Source organism: Nostoc sp., assembly GCF_036917655.1.
Lineage (GTDB): Bacteria > Cyanobacteriota > Cyanobacteriia > Cyanobacteriales > Nostocaceae > Nostoc.
In genome coordinates, this window is sequence record NZ_JBALCY010000001.1 from 85,908 (window position 1) to 107,701 (window position 21,794).

At 43.5% G+C, this 21,794-nt stretch carries 20 protein-coding genes and 1 pseudogene; 7 read left to right on the forward strand and 14 right to left on the reverse strand.

Features of this window, described 5'->3' with window-relative positions; translation table 11 throughout:
• The first annotated feature begins 64 nt into the window (after positions 1-64).
• Both V7K30_RS00455 and V7K30_RS00460 read left to right on the forward strand, forming a co-directional pair.
• Entirely contained in the window at positions 65-400 is a 336-nt protein-coding gene (locus V7K30_RS00455) for a hypothetical protein (RefSeq protein ID WP_334996059.1), read from the forward strand.
• A gap of 749 nt (positions 401-1,149) precedes the next feature.
• A complete protein-coding gene (locus V7K30_RS00460) occupies positions 1,150-3,276 on the forward strand; it encodes a bluetail domain-containing putative surface protein (RefSeq protein WP_334996061.1) in 2,127 nt (708 codons plus the stop codon).
• 274 nt (positions 3,277-3,550) lie between these two features.
• Here the strand turns inward: V7K30_RS00460 and V7K30_RS00465 are convergent, their stop codons facing one another.
• The 6 genes from V7K30_RS00465 to V7K30_RS00490 all read right to left on the reverse strand — a co-directional run bounded on the left by V7K30_RS00465 (position 3,551) and on the right by V7K30_RS00490 (position 12,617).
• Positions 3,551-4,906 carry a UDP-N-acetylmuramoyl-tripeptide--D-alanyl-D-alanine ligase gene (locus V7K30_RS00465; RefSeq protein ID WP_334996062.1) on the reverse strand — a complete coding sequence of 452 codons (1,356 nt, stop codon included), beginning with the start codon at positions 4,904-4,906 and terminating at the stop codon, positions 3,551-3,553.
• Positions 4,907-5,225: 319 nt separating this feature from the next.
• Entirely contained in the window at positions 5,226-5,672 is a 447-nt protein-coding gene (locus V7K30_RS00470; RefSeq protein WP_334996064.1) for a tellurite resistance TerB family protein, read from the reverse strand.
• A 177-nt stretch (positions 5,673-5,849) separates the two neighbouring features.
• Entirely contained in the window at positions 5,850-5,987 is a 138-nt protein-coding gene (locus tag V7K30_RS00475) for a hypothetical protein (protein WP_292798388.1), read from the reverse strand.
• 651 nt (positions 5,988-6,638) lie between these two features.
• On the reverse strand, positions 6,639-7,559 hold the full coding sequence (locus V7K30_RS00480; protein WP_334996066.1) for a histone deacetylase family protein: 921 nt from the start codon (positions 7,557-7,559) through the stop codon (positions 6,639-6,641).
• A gap of 73 nt (positions 7,560-7,632) precedes the next feature.
• The gene (locus V7K30_RS00485) at positions 7,633-10,269 is read right to left on the reverse strand and encodes an EAL domain-containing protein (RefSeq protein WP_334996068.1); all 2,637 of its coding nucleotides are present in this window, start codon (positions 10,267-10,269) and stop codon (positions 7,633-7,635) included.
• 608 nt (positions 10,270-10,877) lie between these two features.
• Positions 10,878-12,617: a ShlB/FhaC/HecB family hemolysin secretion/activation protein gene (locus tag V7K30_RS00490; protein WP_442941033.1), complete on the reverse strand. Its 1,740-nt coding sequence runs from the start codon at positions 12,615-12,617 to the stop codon at positions 10,878-10,880.
• Between the two features lie 510 nt (positions 12,618-13,127).
• Here V7K30_RS00490 and V7K30_RS00495 point away from each other — a divergent pair.
• The 5 genes and pseudogenes from V7K30_RS00495 to V7K30_RS00515 all read left to right on the forward strand — a co-directional run.
• A pseudogene (locus tag V7K30_RS00495) lies at positions 13,128-13,320 on the forward strand (transposase); the annotation flags it as partial.
• 28 nt (positions 13,321-13,348) lie between these two features.
• Positions 13,349-14,053: a hypothetical protein gene (locus tag V7K30_RS00500; RefSeq protein WP_334996072.1), complete on the forward strand. Its 705-nt coding sequence runs from the start codon at positions 13,349-13,351 to the stop codon at positions 14,051-14,053.
• Positions 14,054-14,059: 6 nt separating this feature from the next.
• Entirely contained in the window at positions 14,060-14,233 is a 174-nt protein-coding gene (locus V7K30_RS00505; protein ID WP_334996074.1) for a hypothetical protein, read from the forward strand.
• On the forward strand, positions 14,226-14,444 hold the full coding sequence (locus tag V7K30_RS00510; RefSeq protein ID WP_334996076.1) for a C-terminal helicase domain-containing protein: 219 nt from the start codon (positions 14,226-14,228) through the stop codon (positions 14,442-14,444). Before V7K30_RS00505 ends, V7K30_RS00510 begins: the two co-directional genes overlap by 8 nt.
• Positions 14,441-14,821, forward strand: coding sequence for a hypothetical protein (locus V7K30_RS00515; protein WP_334996078.1), 381 nt, complete (start codon positions 14,441-14,443; stop codon positions 14,819-14,821). The genes V7K30_RS00510 and V7K30_RS00515 overlap by 4 nt, the downstream gene beginning before the upstream one ends.
• A gap of 770 nt (positions 14,822-15,591) precedes the next feature.
• Here the strand turns inward: V7K30_RS00515 and V7K30_RS00520 are convergent.
• The 8 genes from V7K30_RS00520 to V7K30_RS00555 form a co-directional block, all read right to left on the reverse strand.
• On the reverse strand, positions 15,592-15,870 hold the full coding sequence (locus tag V7K30_RS00520; protein ID WP_334996080.1) for a hypothetical protein: 279 nt from the start codon (positions 15,868-15,870) through the stop codon (positions 15,592-15,594).
• Complete coding sequence (locus V7K30_RS00525; RefSeq protein WP_334996082.1) at positions 15,867-17,261, reverse strand: mercuric reductase; 1,395 nt, start codon at positions 17,259-17,261, stop codon at positions 15,867-15,869. The genes V7K30_RS00520 and V7K30_RS00525 overlap by 4 nt, the downstream gene beginning before the upstream one ends.
• A gap of 77 nt (positions 17,262-17,338) precedes the next feature.
• Positions 17,339-17,716, reverse strand: a complete 378-nt coding sequence (locus V7K30_RS00530) for a hypothetical protein (RefSeq protein WP_334996084.1) — start codon at positions 17,714-17,716, stop codon at positions 17,339-17,341.
• Positions 17,717-18,052: 336 nt separating this feature from the next.
• Positions 18,053-19,609 carry a GMC family oxidoreductase gene (locus V7K30_RS00535; protein WP_334996086.1) on the reverse strand — a complete coding sequence of 519 codons (1,557 nt, stop codon included), beginning with the start codon at positions 19,607-19,609 and terminating at the stop codon, positions 18,053-18,055.
• Between the two features lie 99 nt (positions 19,610-19,708).
• Complete coding sequence (locus tag V7K30_RS00540) at positions 19,709-20,524, reverse strand: alpha/beta fold hydrolase (protein ID WP_334996088.1); 816 nt, start codon at positions 20,522-20,524, stop codon at positions 19,709-19,711.
• Positions 20,525-20,646: 122 nt separating this feature from the next.
• Positions 20,647-20,928 (reverse strand): alpha/beta fold hydrolase, encoded by a 282-nt coding sequence (locus tag V7K30_RS00545; protein ID WP_334996145.1) that lies wholly within the window; start codon positions 20,926-20,928, stop codon positions 20,647-20,649.
• The gene (locus V7K30_RS00550; protein WP_334996090.1) at positions 20,852-21,142 is read right to left on the reverse strand and encodes an alpha/beta fold hydrolase; all 291 of its coding nucleotides are present in this window, start codon (positions 21,140-21,142) and stop codon (positions 20,852-20,854) included. Before V7K30_RS00550 ends, V7K30_RS00545 begins: the two co-directional genes overlap by 77 nt.
• The gene (locus V7K30_RS00555; RefSeq protein WP_334996092.1) at positions 21,139-21,792 is read right to left on the reverse strand and encodes an MOSC domain-containing protein; all 654 of its coding nucleotides are present in this window, start codon (positions 21,790-21,792) and stop codon (positions 21,139-21,141) included. Before V7K30_RS00555 ends, V7K30_RS00550 begins: the two co-directional genes overlap by 4 nt.
• Positions 21,793-21,794 lie beyond the last annotated feature (2 nt).

Genomic DNA, 21,794 nt, shown 5'->3' on the forward strand with positions numbered 1-21,794 from the left:
TTTCGTTATTTTAAAATAAAATAAATTAAATTCTTAAAAAGCTAACATCTATCCCAACAAATTAATGCTCGATTTTAACACCTTAGCTGAGTTCTCTCGTGGCAACTGCATAGGTATTTGTGCATTTCTGGTACCAGCGAACTTGCTTGTGACAATTTTAACGATCAGCTTGGTAGCGTTACGTCGCCCATCATATCAAGTGTGGCAATCTGCTGGAATTGCTAGCTTTTTCGCTTCTGTAATGATCCTGCACGTGTATACTTGGTTCTTGATTGGCGTGGTGATGGCTCCTACTTATATCTTGCTGTGGCTAGCAATTACCTGTTTAGTAACTAATTTTGCAGCGATTCTTTTTCAAAGACGCTACGGTAACAGCCCTAGTCTTTCCAACAACGCCTGAAATCTACACATACGAGCGATGTCGTTAGGCATCGCTCTTTCAATTGTTTCATAGCAGCCAACACGGCAATTTTACGCTTTTCGGGTGTGTCTGCCAATAATTGTAACGCTGCGATACATGGCTTCTGGTAAGGTGAGGCACTGCGTAGACGCATAGCGGCTTGTAGTTAGACATCGCTTTCCAAATTTTAGATTTAAGACGACTTAAAATTCTGTACTCCCGCTTTGTGGTGCTGTTGGTAAAAGCCGCAATTACTCGATTGATGTTGCGTCGCGTCAGCTAAATAGCAACTTCGTCTTAAACTTACTTTACAAACAGCTTTTAATATTCTCAAAATTTATTCTTTCAATATTCTCACAGTTATGAGTACAAATCTAACTAGAGACTCTGAGGTGAATTCAGTATTTTTCATTGTAGCTAAAATAAGTTTTTAACTCCGCTGTTCTACTTCTATTAGTAAGTGGGATTGACTGACAAGGATATTTTTTAAGTTTCAGGTTTAGCTTTTGGGTAATTATTTTTAGAATGCAAGAGTTAACATTTATACTAAACTGCTGAAAAATAAACCCTTATGTCATATTAATCATGTGATCTACAACACTGACTAAAAAAATTTTCTGAGTAGATAATCTTTTCAATTACTGATACAGCATAAATACACTTGACAACTCGCGATGAGTTTCAACTACTCTGACCGACTTTAGCACTCAACTGTAGTTATACAGATTTTAATGGAGGAATAGAAGTTTATGACCTCAACTACAACATACACTTACGATGCCAATGGCAGACTGATATCTGAGAATACAGACAAAAACACTGATGGCACAATAGACTCAGTTATTACCTACAGCTATAACCAGACATCCCTTATCTATGACGACAACGGTGATGGTATCCCTGAATCTGTCTACACCCATACTTATGATGCCAAGGGCAAATTGACATCTGATAGCGCTGACGCCACCGGCGACGGCATTGCTGATTTGATCAGAACCTATACTTATGATATTAACGGCAACCAAACATCCGAAACCGTTGACGACAAGCGTGGCGGTATCATCGCTGTTGTCGAAACCTCTACTTATGATGCCAACAGCAACCGTACATCCTATAGTCGTGACGACAACGAAAACGGCATTGCTGATTTTTTGTCAACCTATACTTATGATGCCAACGGCAACCTGACATCCGAAAGTCGTGACGACAACGGTGACGGCATCGCTGATTCTACCAGAACTTATACTTATGATGCCAACGGCAACCTGACATCCTATAGCATTGACTCCAACGGTGACGGCATTGCTGATTCTATCGAAACCTCAACCTATGATACCAACAGCAAGCGTACATCCTATAGCATTGACTCCAACGGTGACGGCATTGCTGAACAAGCTTACACCTATACTTATGATGCCAAGGGCAACCGGACATCCGAAAGTCGTGACTTTAACAGCGATGGCATCGCTGATTCTGTCGAAACCTTGGTTTATGATGCCAACGGCAAGGTGACATCCTCTAGTACTGACTACAACAACGATGGCATCGCTGATTCTGTCGAAACCTATACTTATGATGCCAACGGCAACGAGATATTTTATAGTCGTGATTACAACAGCGATGGCATAGTTGATAGTGGCGGAACCTTGGTTTATGATGCCAAGGGCAACCAGATATCCTCTACCTATGACAACAACGGCGACGGTATCGCTGATGCTGTCTCCACCACTACTTATGATGCTAACGGCAACCAGATATCCTTTAGCTATGACAGCAACGGTGACGGCATCGCTGATTCTGTCCAAACCTCTACTTATGATGCTAACAGCAAGTTAACATCCCAAAGCTATGATAGCAACGGCGACGGCATCGCTGAACGTGTTGAAACTTATGATGCCAACGGCAAGTTGACATCCCGAAGGTATGACAACAACAGCGACGGCATAGTTAATAGTATCGAAACCTATACATATGGACGCGCATCCGCCAGCTATGACTTCAACAATGATGGTGTCATTGATGCGGTTGGCACTTACAGCTACGATTTTTCTGGCAAGCTAAAATCACAGCTTCTTGACAATAATCATGATGGGATTATTGATCAAGTGACTGCTTACAGCTACGATGCTAACGGCAAACTCACTACACAGGTAGTTGACAAAAATAATGATGGTATCGCTGACGAGATTACCACTTACAATTACGATGTCAATGGCAAACTAACCTCCGCAGATATTGACAATAACAGCGATGGGATCACTGATGCAGTTGCCAGTTATCTGTTTGATGCCAATAGTCAACTGATCAGCAAGATTACCACAGAAGGAAATGTGCCAAACATTACTTTAAAGGGTGGCAACTGTAAAGATCAACTCACTGGTGGGGCTGGTAATGACAAAATTTCTGGTAAAAACGGCAACGATCAACTCTTTGGATTAGCAGGAAATGACAAACTAGTTGGTGGTAACGGTAATGACATCCTCAACGGTGGCGCTGGTGGTGATACCCTCACAGGCGGTAATGGTGCTGATAAATTTGTGTTTAACAGCCTAAGTGATTCGCTGCTATCTAGGTTTGATGTGATTACTGATCTTAACATCTGTGTAGATAAAATTGATGGTCTGAATGCAGTTTCAGCCGCTAATTTGGTTCAACTTGGCACTGTTGCAAGTCTGAATCTTTTAGATGTACAACAGATATTAACTACAACTGCTTTTGTGGCTAAAGCTGCGGCAACTTTCACTCTAGGTAAAGGCACTCATCAGCAGACTTTCCTGGCACTTAATGATAATACTAATGGATTCTCTGCTCTCACAGATGCCGTGATTGAGATTAGTGGCTACAAAGGCAACTTAACTAACTTAGCCATTGTCTAAGTTTAGTTACTTCCAAAAATTTGCTGGTATTGGCGGGTTGCACTCACGAATATATCAGACCATATCAGAAAAAGCGAATTTAAACGCGAGAATAATTCTATTATCCAAACATCGTAAATCACTTTACAGAGCTAATGACTTGATTGCTGCGGTCAATCTAAAATCTAAAATCTAAAATCTAAAATTGATTGACGATCGCTAGCGTATTTATGAACCGCTTGCCAATCTGATTCTACAAAGTCTCGCAGTCTGAGACGTTGGGTTTGTAGTGGTATCATTTGGGAAATTCTGCACGTAACTGATTGACAACCTGATCTAGTCCTACGGAATGGGCGGCTTTGAACAATAAACGATCGCCCGCTTGCACAAATGTCTTCAACCTAGCCACTAACTCGGCATGAGTTGCAAAGCACTCCGATGGAATACCTTCGGCACTAAGGGCGATCGCTTCGGCATCTTGTCCATCTACCAAAACCAACAAGCCGTCTAAATTCAACTTTCGTACTGTTTCTCCCACTCGCTGGTGCAATTGCTGCGATCGCTCTCCCAATTCTTTCATTGCACCCAATACGGCTATCTTCCGCTTTCCGGGTGTATCTGCCAATAATTGCAACGCTGCAATCATAGCTTCTGGTGCAGCATTATAAGTTTCATCTAAGATTACCACATCATTGGGTAAAGTAAATCGCTGCGATCGCCCTGTGGGCATATCCACGATCACACCTGCTTTTAACGATGCCCAATCAATTCCCAACACCTTTGCCACCGCTAAAGCTGCCAAGAAATTAGTCGCATTATGACGACCAGGTAAAGGTAGAGGTAGTTGGATTCCTGCGACTTCCACAGTCTCGTTATCAATTAATTGCCCTTGGATATCCCCACCAGAAAAACCAAAAGTTACAACTTCTCCGTGCCAAACTTTCGCTGCTGTGGCCATTAATAGGGGATTATCCTGGTTGAGAATTGCCACACTATCAGCAGACATTTCGGCTAACATCTCACATTTTGCCTGAGCGATCGCTTCTTCCGAACCCAGTAACTCAATATGCGCCGTCCCCACATTGGTAATCACTCCAATTGTGGGACGCGCTATTTGCGTCAGTTCGGCAATTTGTCCCCTACCCCGCATCGCCATTTCAATCACCGCGTAGTCATCTTCTGTGCCAAGTTCTAGGAGAGTTTTCGGAACACCGATTTCGTTGTTGTAATTTTCATAAGTTTTATGAACTCGTCCCTTTGTTGCTAAAACTGCCGCAATCAATTCTTTAGTTGTAGTTTTACCCACGGAACCTGTTACACCAATTACAGGAATGTTAAAGCGATCGCGCCACCATCTGGCGATTTTCTGATATGCCTTGAGGGTGTCTTTTACCTGTAATATAGGAAATCCAGGATTTTCGTATTCAAAATCTACAATTGCAGCTATTGCACCCTTTGCGATCGCAGTTGGCACAAATTCATGTCCATCAAACTTATCGCCTCGCAAAGCTAGAAATACTTCACCCGGCTTCAAGGTACGGCTATCTGTTTGTATCCCGCTACTTACTTGTGTTAAAGCAGTTTCAGATAAGTTTATCGGACTGGCCAAAAGAACTTCAACCAGTTGGGTTAGGGTGGCAGAACAACGCATAAGTAATTTACAATTTAAAGTTCAAAATTATAAAATCGAATTATGACACAATACTGCATTGAACAACAAGATTTGTGACTTCTGGGAAAAGTCGCGAATCTAAGCCTAACCAAAAACATGGGGAAAGGGAACCCCATATTTAAAAATACTTGCTCTATAACGTGTGGGGAAAAGTTATTTCTTTCTTCTTCTTTCTTTACCCCTTTTTCCCTCTTTGGTCACAATAATACCAAAAATAGTGCCAAAGAAGCTTAACTCCTTTGGCACGCTTTGTTTATAAGCTATTTATATAGTTTAATTAAACATATGTTTTATCGTCCTATCCCCGGTTTTTAATTAAGATTACTTGCACAATTTGGATTGCTATCTCACTAGAAACACCTAAAGCTTGATATAGATCATTTAAGAAGTTTTTTTCTTCTTCAGCGACAATACCTTCAGCTAAAACTAAATCGGTGGCTACCGCAAAGGCTGCTTCCCGTAAGTCTTGAGATAGAGAATTTTTTGCTGCATTAAATAAAGGATTAAAACCATCACCCTGGAGAATGCCCAAGATTTTGTCAAACAGCCTGTTCATCATTTCATGGGGATAACTTTTAAAAAGTTTCATCCGGGACAGCACAGAAGTGATAGAATTTGCTTGCTCAACAGAAAGATAACCGTCTGAGGCTGTTGCCGCCAAGATAATGACAGCAAAAGCTTCCTCTGGATTGAGTGCTGCTTGGGTTTGGCTTTCTGTACCCAACACAGCGTCGAATAGACCCATTGTAGTAGCTCCTTGGTTAGAGTCCCAATAGCGCTACAGTTACCTGTGTGTTTGGTAGGTTACCAGATAAGACTGCAACGCTGTGAGACTTTCATTCTTTAGTGTTCCCAGGATTTATTCACAGCGAACACCTGCACCCAATGGTTTTTGGCAAAAACTACACTGCCATCTGTAAACTTAGCGTTCTCCTGTCTTTTCTATTGTTTCAATTACCGCCAAACCTATACCAGAAGCTGCTATTAACAGTACTGCTGATATCAAATAGGCGTTGGTCAACATCCGTAAGGCTTCATCGAAAAAAATATAGGTGGTCATTGCTTCACCTTTTGAAATTTGTGCTGCTAGTACTTTTTATTTCTCCACACCCCGATAGGTGAATTTCGGTGAGAAACTGCTAGCAATTGCATCTTAACAAAACTTTAGCTCTTTCAGAACACTATTCAAATTTTTTATTTCTAAAGATTTGATGAATTTTAGAGATCATTTGTCAAATAAATTACTTAGATTGAGTGTAGAACAAAAGTTTTTTCACCCTAAATATACGTAAAGATGATTTTAAAATTAGTCAACTAAGTCACAAATAATCATGACAATAAATATGCACAAATTGCCCATTTTTGCAGACTATAGGAATACGATTTGATTTATGAAAAAATCTAAGTATGTGTAGGGTGTGTTATCGCCGAGAGTACGGCACCAAAGTCTTCAGATGGTGCGTTAGCCAGAGGCATAACGCAACGCCAGTCCGCTCAAGTCGGGAAACCCGCCCACGCGGCTGGCTCCCCTACGTATATTTCAAAAATCAAATATGAATCCTATATGTTGTGAAATCCAAAGGAAATATACAAGAAGATTCCCGACTTCTCTAAGAAACCGGGAATCTGAGCCACAAATCAAATAGGATTGGATTACTATGATCTCAGTGCATATACGAAAGTTACTCAATCAGGAATTCCGAGGTTTCACTTAAAGTAAACAGCGTTCAATCGTCGCTACAACTGATTGGGAAAGAGTATCAAAGTCATAACCACCTTCTAAGCCAAACAGAATTTTACGAGTTACCCCTAAACAATAATCAGTAAATAAAGCATAGTCTTCAGGCTGCAAATTGATACTTGCCAAAGGATCTGCGGCATTGCCATCATAACCAGCACTCACAATCAGTAAATCTGGCTGAAAGTTGGCTAAAAACGGTACTACCTGTTTTTCAAATAGTGGCTGATATACTGCAATATCACTACCAGGGGCTACTGGCAAATTTAATACATTATTATGAAAGCCGCGTTCTGTAGCTCTCCCAGTGCCGGGATAGCATGGGTACTGATGTAGGGAACAGTAGGCGATGCGTGCTTCAGTTTCAACGATCGCCTGCGTACCATTACCGTGATGCACATCCCAATCGAGGATGGCGACGCGGTTAATTTCGGGTTGTTCTAGGGCAAATAAAGCGGCGATCGCTGCATTAGAAAATAGGCAAAAGCCCATCCCCGCATCACTTTCTGCATGATGTCCTGGGGGACGTGCTAATACAAAAGCTGGATTAGCCGACTTTAACACAGCCTCAACACCATCCAACCATGCACTGACTGCCAACAATGCCACATCATAACTACGTGGGGAAACTGGCGTATCTCCATCCAAAGGGCCGCCGCCACTAGAAGCGATTTGCCAAAGTTTTTTGATGTAGGCTGGGCTATGGGCTTTAACCAACACAGACATCAGTGATGGCTGTTCTGATGCTGGTGTAGGCTCACGCCAGTCAATTTTATCTGCGAATGTAGCTGCTTTTAGGGCAGTAGCGATCGCTATCAAGCGTTCTGGTTTTTCGGGATGGTATTTTCCAGTCTTGTGATCTAAAAATTCGTCGGAATAGATGACTGGCAGCATAGAACGAAAAAGGTTGGCAGCAGGACAATGAATGCTATTGTATCCTCACTGGTACAAACAGTTTTTCCTTCTACTAGAGCGTTGGTCGTTTACTTTCGAGGATTTCGGTTGCAATCTTTGCAGAAAGCGGGCGGTAGAATAGAAAGCCCTGTACATCCTCACAGTCGATAGATTTCAAGAACTCCAGTTCCTCTTGCTTCTCTACCCCTTCGGCTATCAACTTCAATCCTAAGCTGTGTCCCAAGGTAACTATGGCCTTGATAATATGAGCAACTTTGACATCGTGCGTCAAATCTTGAATAAAAGACTTATCTATTTTCAGATTGTGGATTGGCAAAAGCTGTAAGCGCGAGAGCGAGGAATGACCCGTACCAAAGTCATCAATGGAGATGTAAACACCCATCTGCTGTAGATTCTCTAACACCGTTTTGGTAAAATCTAAATTTTCAATGGCTGTGCTTTCGGTAATTTCTAATTCTAAAAAGCGGGCTTCTAGCGCCGTTTGTTCTAACATTTCGGCTATAATGTCCAGCAATTTGGGTTGGCGGAACTGCTTCAGAGAAAGATTGACAGCGATCGTTATGGGTGGCAATCCTGCATCTTGCCAGGTTTTATTTTGGATACAGGCAGTCCGCAGCACCCATTCGCCGATGGGGATAATTAATCCACTCTCTTCGGCGAGGGGAATGAAGACACTGGGCGCGACCAATCCCATCTCTGGATGCTGCCAACGCAACAGAGCTTCCATACCAGTAATTTCTTCTGTAGCAATGTTCACACGAGGTTGATAGTATACCGTAAATTCTTCACGTTCTAGGGCATAGCGCAAGCTCTTTTCTAAAGTCAGGAGTTCAGGATTTTTAGCGCTCAGAGAAACACTGTAGAATTGGTAGTTATTCCGCCCTTTGTCCTTGGCGTAGTATAAAGCGGCATCTGCGTGCTGGATTAGTGTTTCGGCGTCAGGACTGTTGTTATCAAGCAACGCAATACCGAGGCTGGCAGTCACATAAAGTTCATGCCCTTGGAGATGGAAAGCATCCTCTAAGGCTTGTAGGATTCTGTACGCCACCAGGGTTACTTCTTCAATATCATTGACTCGCGGGAGTAAGATAGTGAATTCATCACCTCCCCAACGAGCTATGGTGTCTCCGCCTCTGAGTAAGTCTTGTAATCTTTGAGCGACGCTTTGTAACAATTGATCTCCCAAAGTATGCCCCAGAGTGTCATTAATCACCTTGAAGCGATCCAAGTCGAGGAAGATCACAGCTAAACTTTCGCCATTGCGAGTGGCGTTGGGCAGAGTTTTACAGAGCAGCTCGTTAAATAGTAAGCGATTGGGCAACCCTGTCAGCAGGTCATGGAGGGCTTGATAGCGAATCTTTTCTTCTACTTGCTGACGCTGCCGCGTACCCATGATACTGGCAGCCATTGTCAAAAGGGTAGATTCTTCGTGCCTTGACCAATGACGTTCAAAGGTGCAATCTGCCAAGCCAAGATAACCCCAGAACTCATTCTCTAAGCAAAGAGGCACCAGGAGAAGGGATTGAATGCCATCTCTAATCAAGAATTCTTGTTCGGCGACAGGAAATTTTTGGGTGAGTCCGCTAATCGACTGACCACTAGAGAGAACAGCGTACCAACGAGCTAATCCAGAAGCTTGATAAGGCTGATTCTGCCAATGGTGGTGGGTAGATTCAATAAAGGAGTGTGTCCATTCAAAGCGTAGGCTGACTGCTATTTCCCCTGTAGCAGGATGGGGATGGTTTTGAAAGAGATAGGCACGATCTGCTTTGGCAGCTTCGCCCAGTACAGCTAGAGCTCGCTCAATACCAGTTTCGTAATTCATTTCCCTTAGCAAATAATTGGCAGCTTCCGCAACTGCCTGTAGCAAGCGATCGCGCTGACGCAGTTCAGCTATGGCCTGTTTTTGCTCTGTAATATCCCTAATAATAAAAGTTCTAATTAAATCACTTTCAGGAAGGTAGAGAACGGATTGTTCAAAAACTTCTGCACCTACTTCCACCTCCCGCACAAAAGAATTTTTTTCTAGATTTTTAACTGTACTCAGGAGTCCTGTTAAAATCGGGTGTTCCGTCCCAACTTCCCGAAGTTTGGGAAACTTGAGAGTTGCGGCTGGATTGAGATAAGTCACTGTTCCCTCGAAATCCATCTCAATAATTGGATTCGGGATGAGTTCAGGGAAGGATGCTAGCCGAGCTAGTGCGGACTCACTAGCTGCTTCAAAGGTGGGATCGATAGCTAGGGTTTGAAAAGGATTGGCGGGACTAGCTTGCTCTGAGAGGAAACCAGATAAGTCTTCAACATCACAAGATTCAGAAAATGCTTGTTCTGAAATGTTGGAAATAGCATAATATTTAGCTTGAGCTTGATTACTGCCAAAGGCAATGGTATCTCCATTTCTGAGATTATGAGAAAAGCATTTAGTGCCATTTACAAATAAGCCATTAGTACTTCCTTTTCCCTTATAGTTGCCATCAATAACCTGGAAGCCATATTGGTCAGTGTCTGGAACAGTTACTCGCAATAAAATTGCATGTTGCATTGATACTGACCGGGAAGTCAAGACTATAGTGTTTGCGAGATGCCGCCCCAGAGAATAAGTAGTCTCTTGCAAGGGTACAGTTCGCCGTCCTTGCAGGTCTTGGATGACCAACAGATGGCGTATTTTTTCCCGCTCATTTCTTAGCATGGCTGTTCCTCAAATTCTCATATCTTTATGTTTTATTCTGAAAAATAGTACTCCCAAAAGTACAGCCTGAAAGTTTGAACTTATGGGAAAATTTCCTTAATCAAAGTTGTCACCGTCTGTAATCCCAAAATTGGTATGAGGGTGCAAACCAGCCCTTCTCTTCATGATTGACCTTCTGGAATGAGATGAGTAATTGTTCAATCAGTTTTTGCGGTAGAAGTTGTAGCTGTTTTCTCCACTCATACATAAGTTATAAACTTTGCCCTTTCCTCTATATTATTCAACCTTGTCTTTCTTAGGATACCCAGAATAAAATCAAACACCGAATAGAACACATAGTATATTTGCGGATTTTTATTCTGAGTGGTGGGGAAATTCCGAATTATATTAAAGAACTGGATGATTTTTCTTTTTTAATCAGTCAAATAGTACTGCTTCAGGGAATTTTGCGAAATAGATAGGAGCAAGGCAGGAATTAAATGAATTAGGTACATCCCACTGGCGAAAAAATATCTGACGATTGGAAATCGCCCACCAGTTGCTTTAATGGCGGGAACCCCCCATTGACGCAGCCTCTGGTAGAGAAGCGAAGAATGAACCCCTAAATTTTAAAAAGGATTATAGAATAAACTAAAATACAGACCATTTTCTTGTAATGTTCGGTCATTTGAGTTAACAGATACTAAAGGAATACCCCAGTCAAGACGAACGGTGAAGCGATCGCCCTGTGACCAACGCAACCCCAGACCAACAGCAGCTAGAGTATTAGGGTCGGGATTCTCTCTACCAGAACTGTTCCAGCCAACACCAAAATCCACAAACGGGACAACCTGTAAAGTGCTATTTATCTGGGGTAAGCGCAGAATCGGTACTTGAACTTCAGCAGAAACAAAAGTGCCATTATCTGTCAGCAGGTAATCTTGACGGTAGCCTCGAATGCTATCTTGCCCACCTAAGCCAAATTGCTCTAAAGGCAAAAGTGTTCTAGATGCGAGTTGCGTATTTAAACGAAATAACAGTAAGGTTTCAGGAGCTAAAAGGCGTACCCACTGTGCTTGCCCTTGCCAAGCAAAAAAACGGCTATCGGGAGGATTCTGAGCAATCGTCGGATTCAACACATCTATGCCCAAACTAAATTGAGAGCGGAGGGCGATGACTTCACGGCTGTTGCGACTGGTCCATTCTTGAAAAAATCGCAACGCAGATACCTTGGTGCGTCCCTGTTCATCAGCGCCTAAACCGGGGAAAGGCAGTCGCTCTCCCAAGGGGAAATAAGAGGCTTCACTTTCCCGTCGCGAGGCTGTCAACCCAAGAGCGAATTCTTGTGTGGGAGTTTGAACTATGGGCTGACGGAATGTCAATTCGTAATAGCGAGATGCCGATTCGATATTTAAAATGTTGAAAGGAGGTTCAATGACATTACTTGATGTGATGCCATAGTTGAAGGCAAGCGTTCCATTGCGGGGATTAAGAGGCAATGTGTAACTAGCGTCAAAGGAGTTGCTACCATCAGTGTTAGTGTATCCTAAACTCAGAGCATCTCCAAATCCCAATAAGTTGGCTTCATTCAATTGTAATCGGCGGCGAAAACTGCCAACACTAGGCGATCGCCCATTGTCAAGAACTATTTGGCTACTAAAGGTTTTAGCCTCGCTGATCTTGACTTCTAACAGACTCGCACCAGTCCGCGATCCTGCCGAGAGTTCAGCAGTCACATTTTGAATCAAAGGATTAAGTTGCAAAAGTTGCAGCGCCTCTAGTAGACGCTGACGATTAAGAGGCGGTGATGTCGCTATTGCAAGTCGGCTGCGGACATAATTCGGATTCAACCGCCGAGTCCCAGTTACCTGGATATCTTCTAATTTACCTTCGACCACCTGAATTTTTACAACACCGGATTGGATTGTTTGGGGTGGAATATATGCACCAGAAGTAATGTAACCATTTTTGACATATAGATCAGTGATTTTAGAACGCGCTTGATACACTTCAGTCAGTGAGATCGGTCGTTTGGTAAATTCAGCAGTGGCGAGGGCTAACTCTTGGGCACTGAAGACTGTGCTACCAATAACTTCAAACCGTTCAACAACAATAGTTTGAGGAAAGTTTCCAGGGAGTGGTTCCTCAAGTCTGGGAGTTGGCGCAGAGGGGGGTAATAGTTCTGCTGGTGGGGGGAGTGGCTGTGGCAGTTCAGGTGAGGGAAGTGGGGAAGGTGCGGGTGGTTGGACATCCTGTGGTGGTGGGAGTCGTTGTTGTGACAGGATGAAATTACTAGTTGGTAATTGTGTAGTATCAACAGCCTGAGCTTTCAGTGGACTAGAAGATATACTGCTGAGTAATAGAAACATACTCAGCGGTAAGCAGGACACTATAAGATTCTGAGGATATTTATTAATCATCGCACTAGACTATTTTTTGTCAGAAACTATGGGATTATACGGCGACTGCTTCAGATGTGAATCTTACTTCATCTTTTGTCGCAAAAGTTGATATCTTGAGTAAATCTCAATTTAAAAGCTAAATCATCTGGTTATTGCAGACTTAAAAGTATCGATGGTGTTCGATCTGCATAAGCAAACAGATATGTTAGAATTATCGGAAATTAAAGGGTTTAATACCCCAACCAAAATACGTAGCGCCAGTTTCAGTCGGGGTTTAAATCCCCCGGAGTTGCTCCTCTTCGTCTGAAAATGTTTTGAATTTTGCAATACCTTCGCCAAAAAAAGAGTATGAAGAGAGAGGGCTGGCGTAGTAGAGTTATTGTCTCTCACAACGACTAACTTAAAAGCTACAAGCAGCCCATGTTCGACATCTGATCACTGTTACAATGCCTGTTACCGCAGATAAACGCTACAACGATGCGGTAATTGAACCAAATAATCCTGGCCATGTTAGCAATGAGCGGTCGAGTCACTATGTTGGGAATCTCCCGTTGGGCAGGCATTGGTGGTAGTTATCGGACGATGTTGCGGTTCTTTCATACAGCTAATTCCTTGGGCGACGTTGTTTTGGCTATTTTTCCGCAAGCATTTGTTCCGTGCGAATAAGGTGTAATTGAAAAGCAAGCGATTTATCTCAAATGTTGCGGGCTATTTCTCCTTGGTTTGAGCATAAGTTATTTCTCACTGCTACACCTCACAACGCTCATACTCGTTGTTTTTCTGGTTTCCTGGAACAACTTGACCCAGTGCGATTTACTCAAACTAGCGAATTTACAGACGCAATTAAACAACGAATATCAGAAGTTGTAGTGCGTCGTCTGAAGCGGGAAATTAATCAACTGGATGAACAAGCAGGACGTACACCAAGATTTTGCGATCGCATTCCTCAACCAATTCCCTTATACTTCGGTGTGGAAGAGAAAAGGCTGTCCGCAGCTTTTGCAGAGTTTCGTGCTGCTGTAAAATCAGCGATCGCATCTTCAAGAAGAACTGAACAAATAGCCGCATTCTTCGCTATCGAAGTTCTTAACAAACGCTTGTTGTCCTGTCCCTATACCTTCGCCTACTCCTGGCATAGATTTAAAGCTGGTATTGAGCAAGAAGATTCAGCAGAACTGGCAAAAGTGCAAGCAGCGCGGCGAGCAACTTTGGAAGACCTTGATGATGACCGGGAAGTAGAAGGCCGTCTGCAACACGCTGCTAAAACCACAGGTGCTTGGTTTAAACCTTTGCTCTCTCGTTTAACCGCAGAAGTAGCTAGTATTGATGTTGCTCTGGAAGAATTGGGACTTATTTCGCAATACGAAGATTTTTTACCTGATCCAGAAGCCGATGAACGTTAGGAACGTTTGCTCAAGGAAATTAAAAAATATCTCCGCAATGGTCACGAATGGGTGAAGGAAAATCGGCTGGTTATCTTTACCGAATATAAAACCACCTTGGATTATCTCGAACGCCGTCTCAAAGAAACCTTTAAAAAAGTACCCAAAAGCAATTCGGGTGTTATTTGGTGGGATGAGTGATACGCAACGGGAAGAAATTAAGCAAGCTTTTAATGATCCTAATGACAAAATTCGCATTCTGGTTGCCACTGATGCTACATCAGAAGGGTTAAATTTACAAGAAACTGCTCATTTGGTATTACATTACGATATCCCTTGGAATCCCGCTCGTTTGGATCAACGCAATGGTCGTTTAGACCGCCACAGACCAATGGGCGACAATGGCGATTGATTCACGCTGGGTCAGATTATGATGCTTGGTATGAGTGGGACATTGACCTGTGGTTTGAAGAAGGTAAACCAGGGTTACAGGTATTGGCGTTGCGGTTGTTACTTGGAGAACAGTCTCTTCACCCAGAAAAGCCAGAGAAACCGAGTCCGCTAATTACTGCAATTCAAGCCTCACGCCAAGGACAGGCTGAACTGTCTGATGTTTTGGGGGAACGGATCAGAAAAGCGGTGGAACTTTTGATTAAAGAATCATCACCTGCGATCGCAGATCGTTCCGAACATATAACACCATTAGAACCCACATTCCGCACCCACAACTGTCACACCCCAAGGAAACGGATGTATTTAGTACATAGGAACAGACAGAAAAAAATCTGACTTAAAAAAATTATCAAAGAAAATAGAAAAAGCCTTGACTAATACTCAAACTAAGTTTAAAAAAACTAGCACCAAGAGAAATTAGAGCAGCTTTGAAATCTTTAAACTATACTGTAAAAAATCAATTGGGAAAAGCCATAAACAATTCAACCATGCGGTGGATATTTCAATGTTTTCAATCAGTTCATCTTGTTACTTTTCAACAAAAAAGAGAGTTTTATAATTTGACATCTGAAATGAGGTACATTCTTCTATTCCTTCCATAAGCTTGCCGTAATTACTACAGATATATAAGTTGATTTATCAATATTATTAATATTTGAATTAGACAATTTTACTCATTAATTTTATTAATGATCTGAAGTTTTCATGGCGTTTTTAACTTTATTTTCAGATAAACATAAGTCACAATGATTTATTAATGCTTTAAGAATAAAATTATATTATTAAATTGTCTACCAAACTACCCTCATTATTTATTGCTCCTTATTGAGAATACATCTGATAAATTTTCTTATTCAAAATGTGTTTTTTTAGAGATAAATGTAATTTTTTACTCTTTTTTCATGAATTAACTTCCGTAATAACCGATTGTGACAGTCAAGGGTGTGGGATGTAAGACTATTTAGTCAGACCATTTTTTGGTGTTTTTAGCCTTTACAGGTGGAGCAACAAGTTTCTCAAAATAAAGATAATCATTCTCCTTTCAAATATGCTTGAAAATGGTTCAACGACAATTTTGGCGTCGATTACGACTGACCTCCCAGAGATTACTGGACGGCAGCTAGCCCTTCTTTCACTTTGCTGAAAAATGGATCGGGTTGTTCAAACCAGGGGAAATGGCCCGCCTTTTCAATCAGAATGAGCTTGGAGCCGGCAATCCCCAGATGCAACCGATGGGCGTGGAGTGGCGAACAAATAAAGTCATGACTACCAGCGACAACCAGGGTTAGTACCCGGATCTCTCCTAGCTGCGTGTATCGAGATAGACGAGGGTAAACAACAGTACTTTGCTCCTGGTTGTAAGATATCTGCACTTGCTGCCTCACAACTTTGAAAACAGCAGATTTAACCCTTCGGTCATCGTGGGATGAGTCAATACGCCATCGCGCAAAACGGTGTAGGGCATTTGAGCTTGCATCACCATCTGCACCGTCGAAATGATTTCACCCGCTGTATGACAGAAGAGTGAACAACCAAGAATATATCCTGTCTCGGTATCCACGATCGCCTTCAGCAGTCCATCGGTTTGACCGAGTGTTTTCGCTCTAGGAACGGCTGACGCATCAACCTTCGCCACGCGGATGGCATATCCTTGTTGCTGTGCTTCAGTTTCAGTCAAACCCACATGAGCCAGTTCTGGATCGATGAACAGACAGGATGGCACTAAGCGATCGCCTGCACTGCGATCGCCCCCATCAATTAAATTAGCTTTGATAATGCGATAATCGTCGAGTGATATATGGGTGTATTGCGGGCCGCCATTGATATCGCCTAACGCCCAAATCCCCGGTACATTTGTCTCCAAGCGATCGTTGACTTGAATAAATCCCCGTGTATCAGTTGCCACACCAGCAGCAGCTAAATTTAAGCTATCGGTGTTGGGCGCACGACCAACAGCTACGAGTAAATGCGACCCCTGGAGGCTGAGGGACTGATCGGCAACTTGGATTTGCAGGATGGTTTCATTACCAGTGCGATCGACCCTTAACACCTTCGCCTTTAATAAGAATTCAATATTATCTTGTTCGAAAAGTCTTTGAACTGCGATCGCTATATCTGGATCTTGCTGTGACAGGATTTGCTCACTTTGCCCAATGACAGTAACGCGAGAGCCAAAGCGCCGAAACATCTGGGCAAACTCTAAACCAATATAGCCACTACCGAGAACGATCAGGTGTTCAGGCAGGTATTCTAGCTCCATAATCGACTCACTTGTTAAAAACTCAACTTCTGTGAGTCCGGGAATGGATGGAATTAACGGTTGTGTGCCTGTATTGATAAACAACCGTTCGGCGGTGAGTAAGCGATTGTTCCCCTCAGTCGTCGTTACTGCGATCGTTTTGGGAGCAACAAACCTTGCTTCGCCGATGATCAAGTTGTTATCCAGAGCCGTTTCTAAATTGTGCAAGTTCATTTCACGCGCAGATTGCACAACCGATCGTTTTCGTTGGATCACCTCTGCTAAATTAACAGTGGGTGTGTTGCTTTGAACCCCATAAGCGGCACTGTTTCGTACTGTGTTTGCTACATTTGCACTCGCCACCATAGTTTTAGTAGGAATGCAGGCGATATTGATGCACCCACCACCAATCATATTTAAACTGCGTTCAACCAGAGCAGTTTTACGTCCATTAGCAACCAGCGCTGGTGCCAGTGTTTTACCCGCTTTGCCACCGCCGATAATAATGTCGTCATAGTGTTGAGTGTCCACTTTCATATCCTTTGAGTTTGTTGAAGAAGAAGTCAGAACTTAGAAGTCAGAATTCAGAATGGGCGTTTAGCCCATTCTGTACGTCAATTTTTCCTACAAGTTTTCTGCATCAAGATACGGTTATTTTTATAAACCTCTAAAGTTCCAGATTGCGGGTTATCCAACGTGCCATCCCAAACCCAATATTCATAAATTCCCTTCCGAAACTTATACACTCGAACACCTTCTGTTGCTTTGCTAGTTCCTTTGCCCAAACTTAAATTACCGTTGGGACTAGTCGCGCGATAGAGCAGTTCGCCGGAAGTATAATTCCGCCAAATATTGATGTTGTAACCACCCTGGCATTTCGTACTCAAGACGATGCCAGCAGTAGAGTCAGCAGAAGCAGGTAAGGAACAATTAGCTAATACACTAATTGGCAGAGCAAGGAATAATGTGGATATTTTGAGTAGTATTTTCATTGTTTTGAATATTCTTGAAAAACTAATTAAACGGCATTGGCGATCTAGCCAAAGTTTATCACTACTGCGTTAAGTGCAAGTGCTATCCAATTCTTAAAGATTGAGGTTGGACAATCCGGGACGATCGTCGGGACGACGACCAAGTATCCAGTGGTATTTGCGATAGCGTTCGCGTTGGCGGAGCCTCTCGCAGAGAAGCGTCTGCCTCAGCAGAAGCGCTGCTGCGTTCGCGTAGCGTCTCGCAGAGAAGCGCAGATCGTCTCCCCGTTGTAAGATTGAATACTTCACTTCTGTTCAACGGTAATAATTTGCATACGAGTTCCGCACGCAAGGCTTTCAGCTTGCGATCGCTGAAGGTATTTGCTGTGAAACGACACCTGTGGTTTTAATTAAATCGGCTGCTTTTTCGCCGATCATAATAGTAGGTGCATTCGTATTTCCAGTGGTGATGGTTGGCATGATGGAGGCATCAACAACACGCAACCCCATAACCCCATGTACCCGCAGTTCAGGGTCTACAACTGCCATTGTATCAGTGCCCATTTTACAGGTGCCCACCGGATGATACACAGTATTGCAAACTTCTCGGACGTAAGCAACGAGTGCTTCATCGCTCTGCTTATCTGCACCGGGAGCGACTTCTTCACCGCGAAACTCATCAAAGGCACTTGCATAGAACAAGTTACGCATTAGTTTAATCCCGGCAACGAGCTTTTGCACATCGGCTTCACTTTGCAGATAGTTTAGCCGAATCATCGGTGCGTCCTTGGGATCAAGCGAACGCAAACTAACACTCCCAATGTTTTGGGGATGGGTCAAACAGACTAGACTTGTGAATCCTGAACCAGAGTGGGCATAGCCCGGAGGTGCTAACACAATCGGACCGAAGAGAAACTGTAAATCTGGTGTAGCATTCAGATTACCCTGAGTATGTAAAAACAAACTAGCTTCACCAATACTACTGGTGCTTGCAGTGTGTAAATCCTTAGTTGCTTGGTATACCACGGGCACGACAGGGTGATCCTGAAGATTTTGACCGACACCTGGTAACTCAACCACTACCGGAATTCCCAATGCTTGCAGGTGTTCTGCATTCCCAATGCCAGAAAGCATCAGCAGCTTGGGCGAATCGAACGCGCCAGCGCTTAAAATCACTTCCTGGTTAACCCTGACTTGATGCAGCGTGCCCTCGTGCAGATATTCCACCCCAACGGTGCGGGTACCCTCAAACAACAATCGAGTCACCAAAGCTCTTGTCATTACAGTCAAATTGGGACGCTCAAGAATGGGTAAGAGGAAAGCAGCAGCAGCACTGTGACGTTTACCATCCTTGATTGTCAACTGATAGAGTCCTGCACCTGACTGCTGCATTCCATTGGAATCAGGATTGTTGGGATATCCCATTGCGATCGCTGCATCGACAAAGCGCTGGGATACCACAGCAGGGGCAATGAGATCAGTCACGCTCAATTCCCCATCAACCCCGTGGTATTCGGAGGCACCACGTTGCTGATGCTCGGATTTCTTGAAATAAGGCAGTACATTTTGGTAACTCCAGCCGGGATTCCCCAATGACTGCCAGTGGTCATAATCGTGATGATTACCCCGCAGATAAATCATGAAATTAATCGAACTGCTGCCACCCAAGACTTTCCCTCGGGGACAAAAGATTTTGCGATCGTTCAGGTATGGTTCTGGCTCAGAGAAGTATGCCCAGTCCACTTCGGAGCCTAGTAAGCTGATGCATTTCGCTGGGATTTGAATCTCTGGTTTAGTATCCGGGTTGCCAGCTTCGAGTAATAACACGGTTGTTTCACTCTCTTCTGTCAGACGGTTGGCGACGACGCAGCCTGCCGAACCTGCACCAATCACAATGTAGTCATAGTGAGTCATATTTGCATTTTTGTTTTGTGAATCAGTTTGTTATGTCTTTCGCCAGTGCCAAAAGACTACTTTTCTCGGTCGTAAAACAGTATTCCAAATAAATTAGAACTACTTCACAGAGGCAGTTGCAGCCGCTTCGATTAGTTTGGCAACCTCTTTTGGATGAGAAATAAAGGCCACATGGCTGGATTTGATCTCGGTGGTCTTGGCACCGATGCGTTTTGCCATAAATCGCTGAAGCTCAGGGTTGATGGCTCGATCGTTTTGAGTCACGAGATACCAGGAAGGAATCGTCTTCCAGGCTATGTCATTCACTGATTGCTCAAACGCTGCACTAGCGATCGGCTTTTGTGTTGCTGCCATTATCCGAGCCTCAGCCTCCGACACGTCCTGGGCAAAAAGATTGTGAAACTTCTCACGATCTATGTAGAGGAAGTTTGCTGCATCAGGCACAATTGCCGTGCTGAGAGGAGCTGCTTTGTATTTGCTATTCAAATCGCTAGTCTTTTCGCCTGAATCCGGTGCAAAAGCATTGAGATAAACTAGAGCTTTAACTTGCGGGTTGCCAGCCGCCGCACCCGTGATCACGTTTCCACCGTAGGAATGTCCAACTACAACAACGGAACCCTTCTGAGCATCAATTACACGCTTAGTCATTGCAACATCCTCTGCAAGTGAGGAGAGGGGAATCTGCACAGCGGTAACAGTATAGCCATCCTGTTCTAAAAGTGGAATGACGTGTTGCCATGATGTACCGTCAGCAAAGGCACCATGAACAAGAACAATTGAGGGTTTAGAGTTCAATCTTTGGGATAATTCTTTGGAAATGGCTACTTCTTTCCGCATCAATACACTAACCAAAACGCTAAAGGCGAGTAGCAACAGCAAAAACCTTTGAACTTTTTTCCATGTAAAAACTAGCACTGTTATAACCTCTATATTTCTGTTGAACTAATTGAGTTGAGCCAGTGAACAAGCCCGAAGCGAAGTGTTCCAATCGCTGCTTAAATGCGATCAAAGTGGGCGAATTACCTGGCAATAGTCGCCTACTTTGGGACTTTGACACTACTGCCTAAATGCTGTTTCAAAAATGCTAACGTGCGATCGCGACTGATTAGGCAGGGATGGGTTGCAGCCGCGACGTGAGAAATTGAGCAATATGGTTTGGGATAGCGAAGCGCTGCTGCGTTAGCGCAGATCGCATCTCCTTCCTCTTCCAGAGCAAAATGCCCGGTATCAAACAAATGAAACTCAAGGTTCTGCAAGTCGCGTTTGTAGGCGTAGGCTCCCTCGACTAAAAAGCCCCGATCGTTTTTGCCCCAAACCACCAGCGTGGGTGGTTGATACTGACGCAGGTAAGCTTGCCATTGGGGATACAGCAACCAGATGGAATTTATCCGCAAGCGCAGGTATGAGATTGCGGAACATGTGAGACGACGTTGGGTAGCCATGCAATAGCAAAATTGTTGGATTATCATGGGAACCAGCTTCGCGGTAGAAGATATCTAAACCATCGATTAAGATTGTGTGATATGTAGTCATAAGATTACTCCTTGACGACGACTTTGCTCCCGGAAGTAGTCGCGCCAGCTTTCGGGTAAGGCTTCAAGTTGAGCCGCTTGGTGAAGTAACTCTGGATTGTTCTGCTCATGAGTGTAAAGCTGAGTGATATTAGCAACAGTAATATTGTTGTCATCCCGGCTTACCAACTCTAAAGTGTCTCCGGCTCCAACTTCGCCCTCTTGCAAAACACGAAAGTAAAATCCAGTTCGACGACTTGCAAGAAATCGTTTAACCATATCAGGTCGTCCAAACCGAATCCCCAGTTTGTAGCAAGGTAGACGAGGTTGTGTCACCATCAGTTTTACAGTGCCGATATGAAAGCAATCCCCAATGTTCAGTTTCTCTTCTCTCAGCCCAGTAGTCGTGAAATTTTCGCCAAAGATACCTAATGGCAGCTCTGTGTCAGGCAATTGACCTCGCCAGTAATCGTAATGCTCGAAGGGATATACATAGACTGCTTTGTCTGCTCCTCCATGAACGGTGAGATCGGCTTGCCGATCACCGTCTAAATTGAGCGATCGCAGCATCACGCGTTCGCTGACTGGTTCTTTGAAAATTCCAGTACTAACTGTTTTCCCTTTCCAGGTCACTTCACGCGGCAGTCCGACGTTTACAGAAATGAGTTTCATGA

Bases quoted from the DNA above. Each gene is read 5' to 3' on its own strand.
- V7K30_RS00455 (WP_334996059.1), top strand. From the start codon at position 65: ATGCTCGATTTTAACACCTTAGCTGAGTTCTCTCGTGGCAACTGCATA.
- V7K30_RS00460 (WP_334996061.1), top strand. From the start codon at position 1,150: ATGACCTCAACTACAACATACACTTACGATGCCAATGGCAGACTGATA.
- V7K30_RS00465 (WP_334996062.1), bottom strand. From the start codon at position 4,906: ATGCGTTGTTCTGCCACCCTAACCCAACTGGTTGAAGTTCTTTTGGCC.
- V7K30_RS00470 (WP_334996064.1), bottom strand. From the start codon at position 5,672: ATGGGTCTATTCGACGCTGTGTTGGGTACAGAAAGCCAAACCCAAGCA.
- V7K30_RS00475 (WP_292798388.1), bottom strand. From the start codon at position 5,987: ATGACCACCTATATTTTTTTCGATGAAGCCTTACGGATGTTGACCAAC.
- V7K30_RS00480 (WP_334996066.1), bottom strand. From the start codon at position 7,559: ATGCTGCCAGTCATCTATTCCGACGAATTTTTAGATCACAAGACTGGA.
- V7K30_RS00485 (WP_334996068.1), bottom strand. From the start codon at position 10,269: ATGCTAAGAAATGAGCGGGAAAAAATACGCCATCTGTTGGTCATCCAA.
- V7K30_RS00490 (WP_442941033.1), bottom strand. From the start codon at position 12,617: ATGTTTCTATTACTCAGCAGTATATCTTCTAGTCCACTGAAAGCTCAG.
- V7K30_RS00500 (WP_334996072.1), top strand. From the start codon at position 13,349: ATGTTGCGGGCTATTTCTCCTTGGTTTGAGCATAAGTTATTTCTCACT.
- V7K30_RS00510 (WP_334996076.1), top strand. From the start codon at position 14,226: ATGAGTGATACGCAACGGGAAGAAATTAAGCAAGCTTTTAATGATCCT.
- V7K30_RS00525 (WP_334996082.1), bottom strand. From the start codon at position 17,261: ATGAAAGTGGACACTCAACACTATGACGACATTATTATCGGCGGTGGC.
- V7K30_RS00530 (WP_334996084.1), bottom strand. From the start codon at position 17,716: ATGAAAATACTACTCAAAATATCCACATTATTCCTTGCTCTGCCAATT.
- V7K30_RS00535 (WP_334996086.1), bottom strand. From the start codon at position 19,609: ATGACTCACTATGACTACATTGTGATTGGTGCAGGTTCGGCAGGCTGC.
- V7K30_RS00550 (WP_334996090.1), bottom strand. From the start codon at position 21,142: ATGACTACATATCACACAATCTTAATCGATGGTTTAGATATCTTCTAC.
- V7K30_RS00555 (WP_334996092.1), bottom strand. From the start codon at position 21,792: ATGAAACTCATTTCTGTAAACGTCGGACTGCCGCGTGAAGTGACCTGG.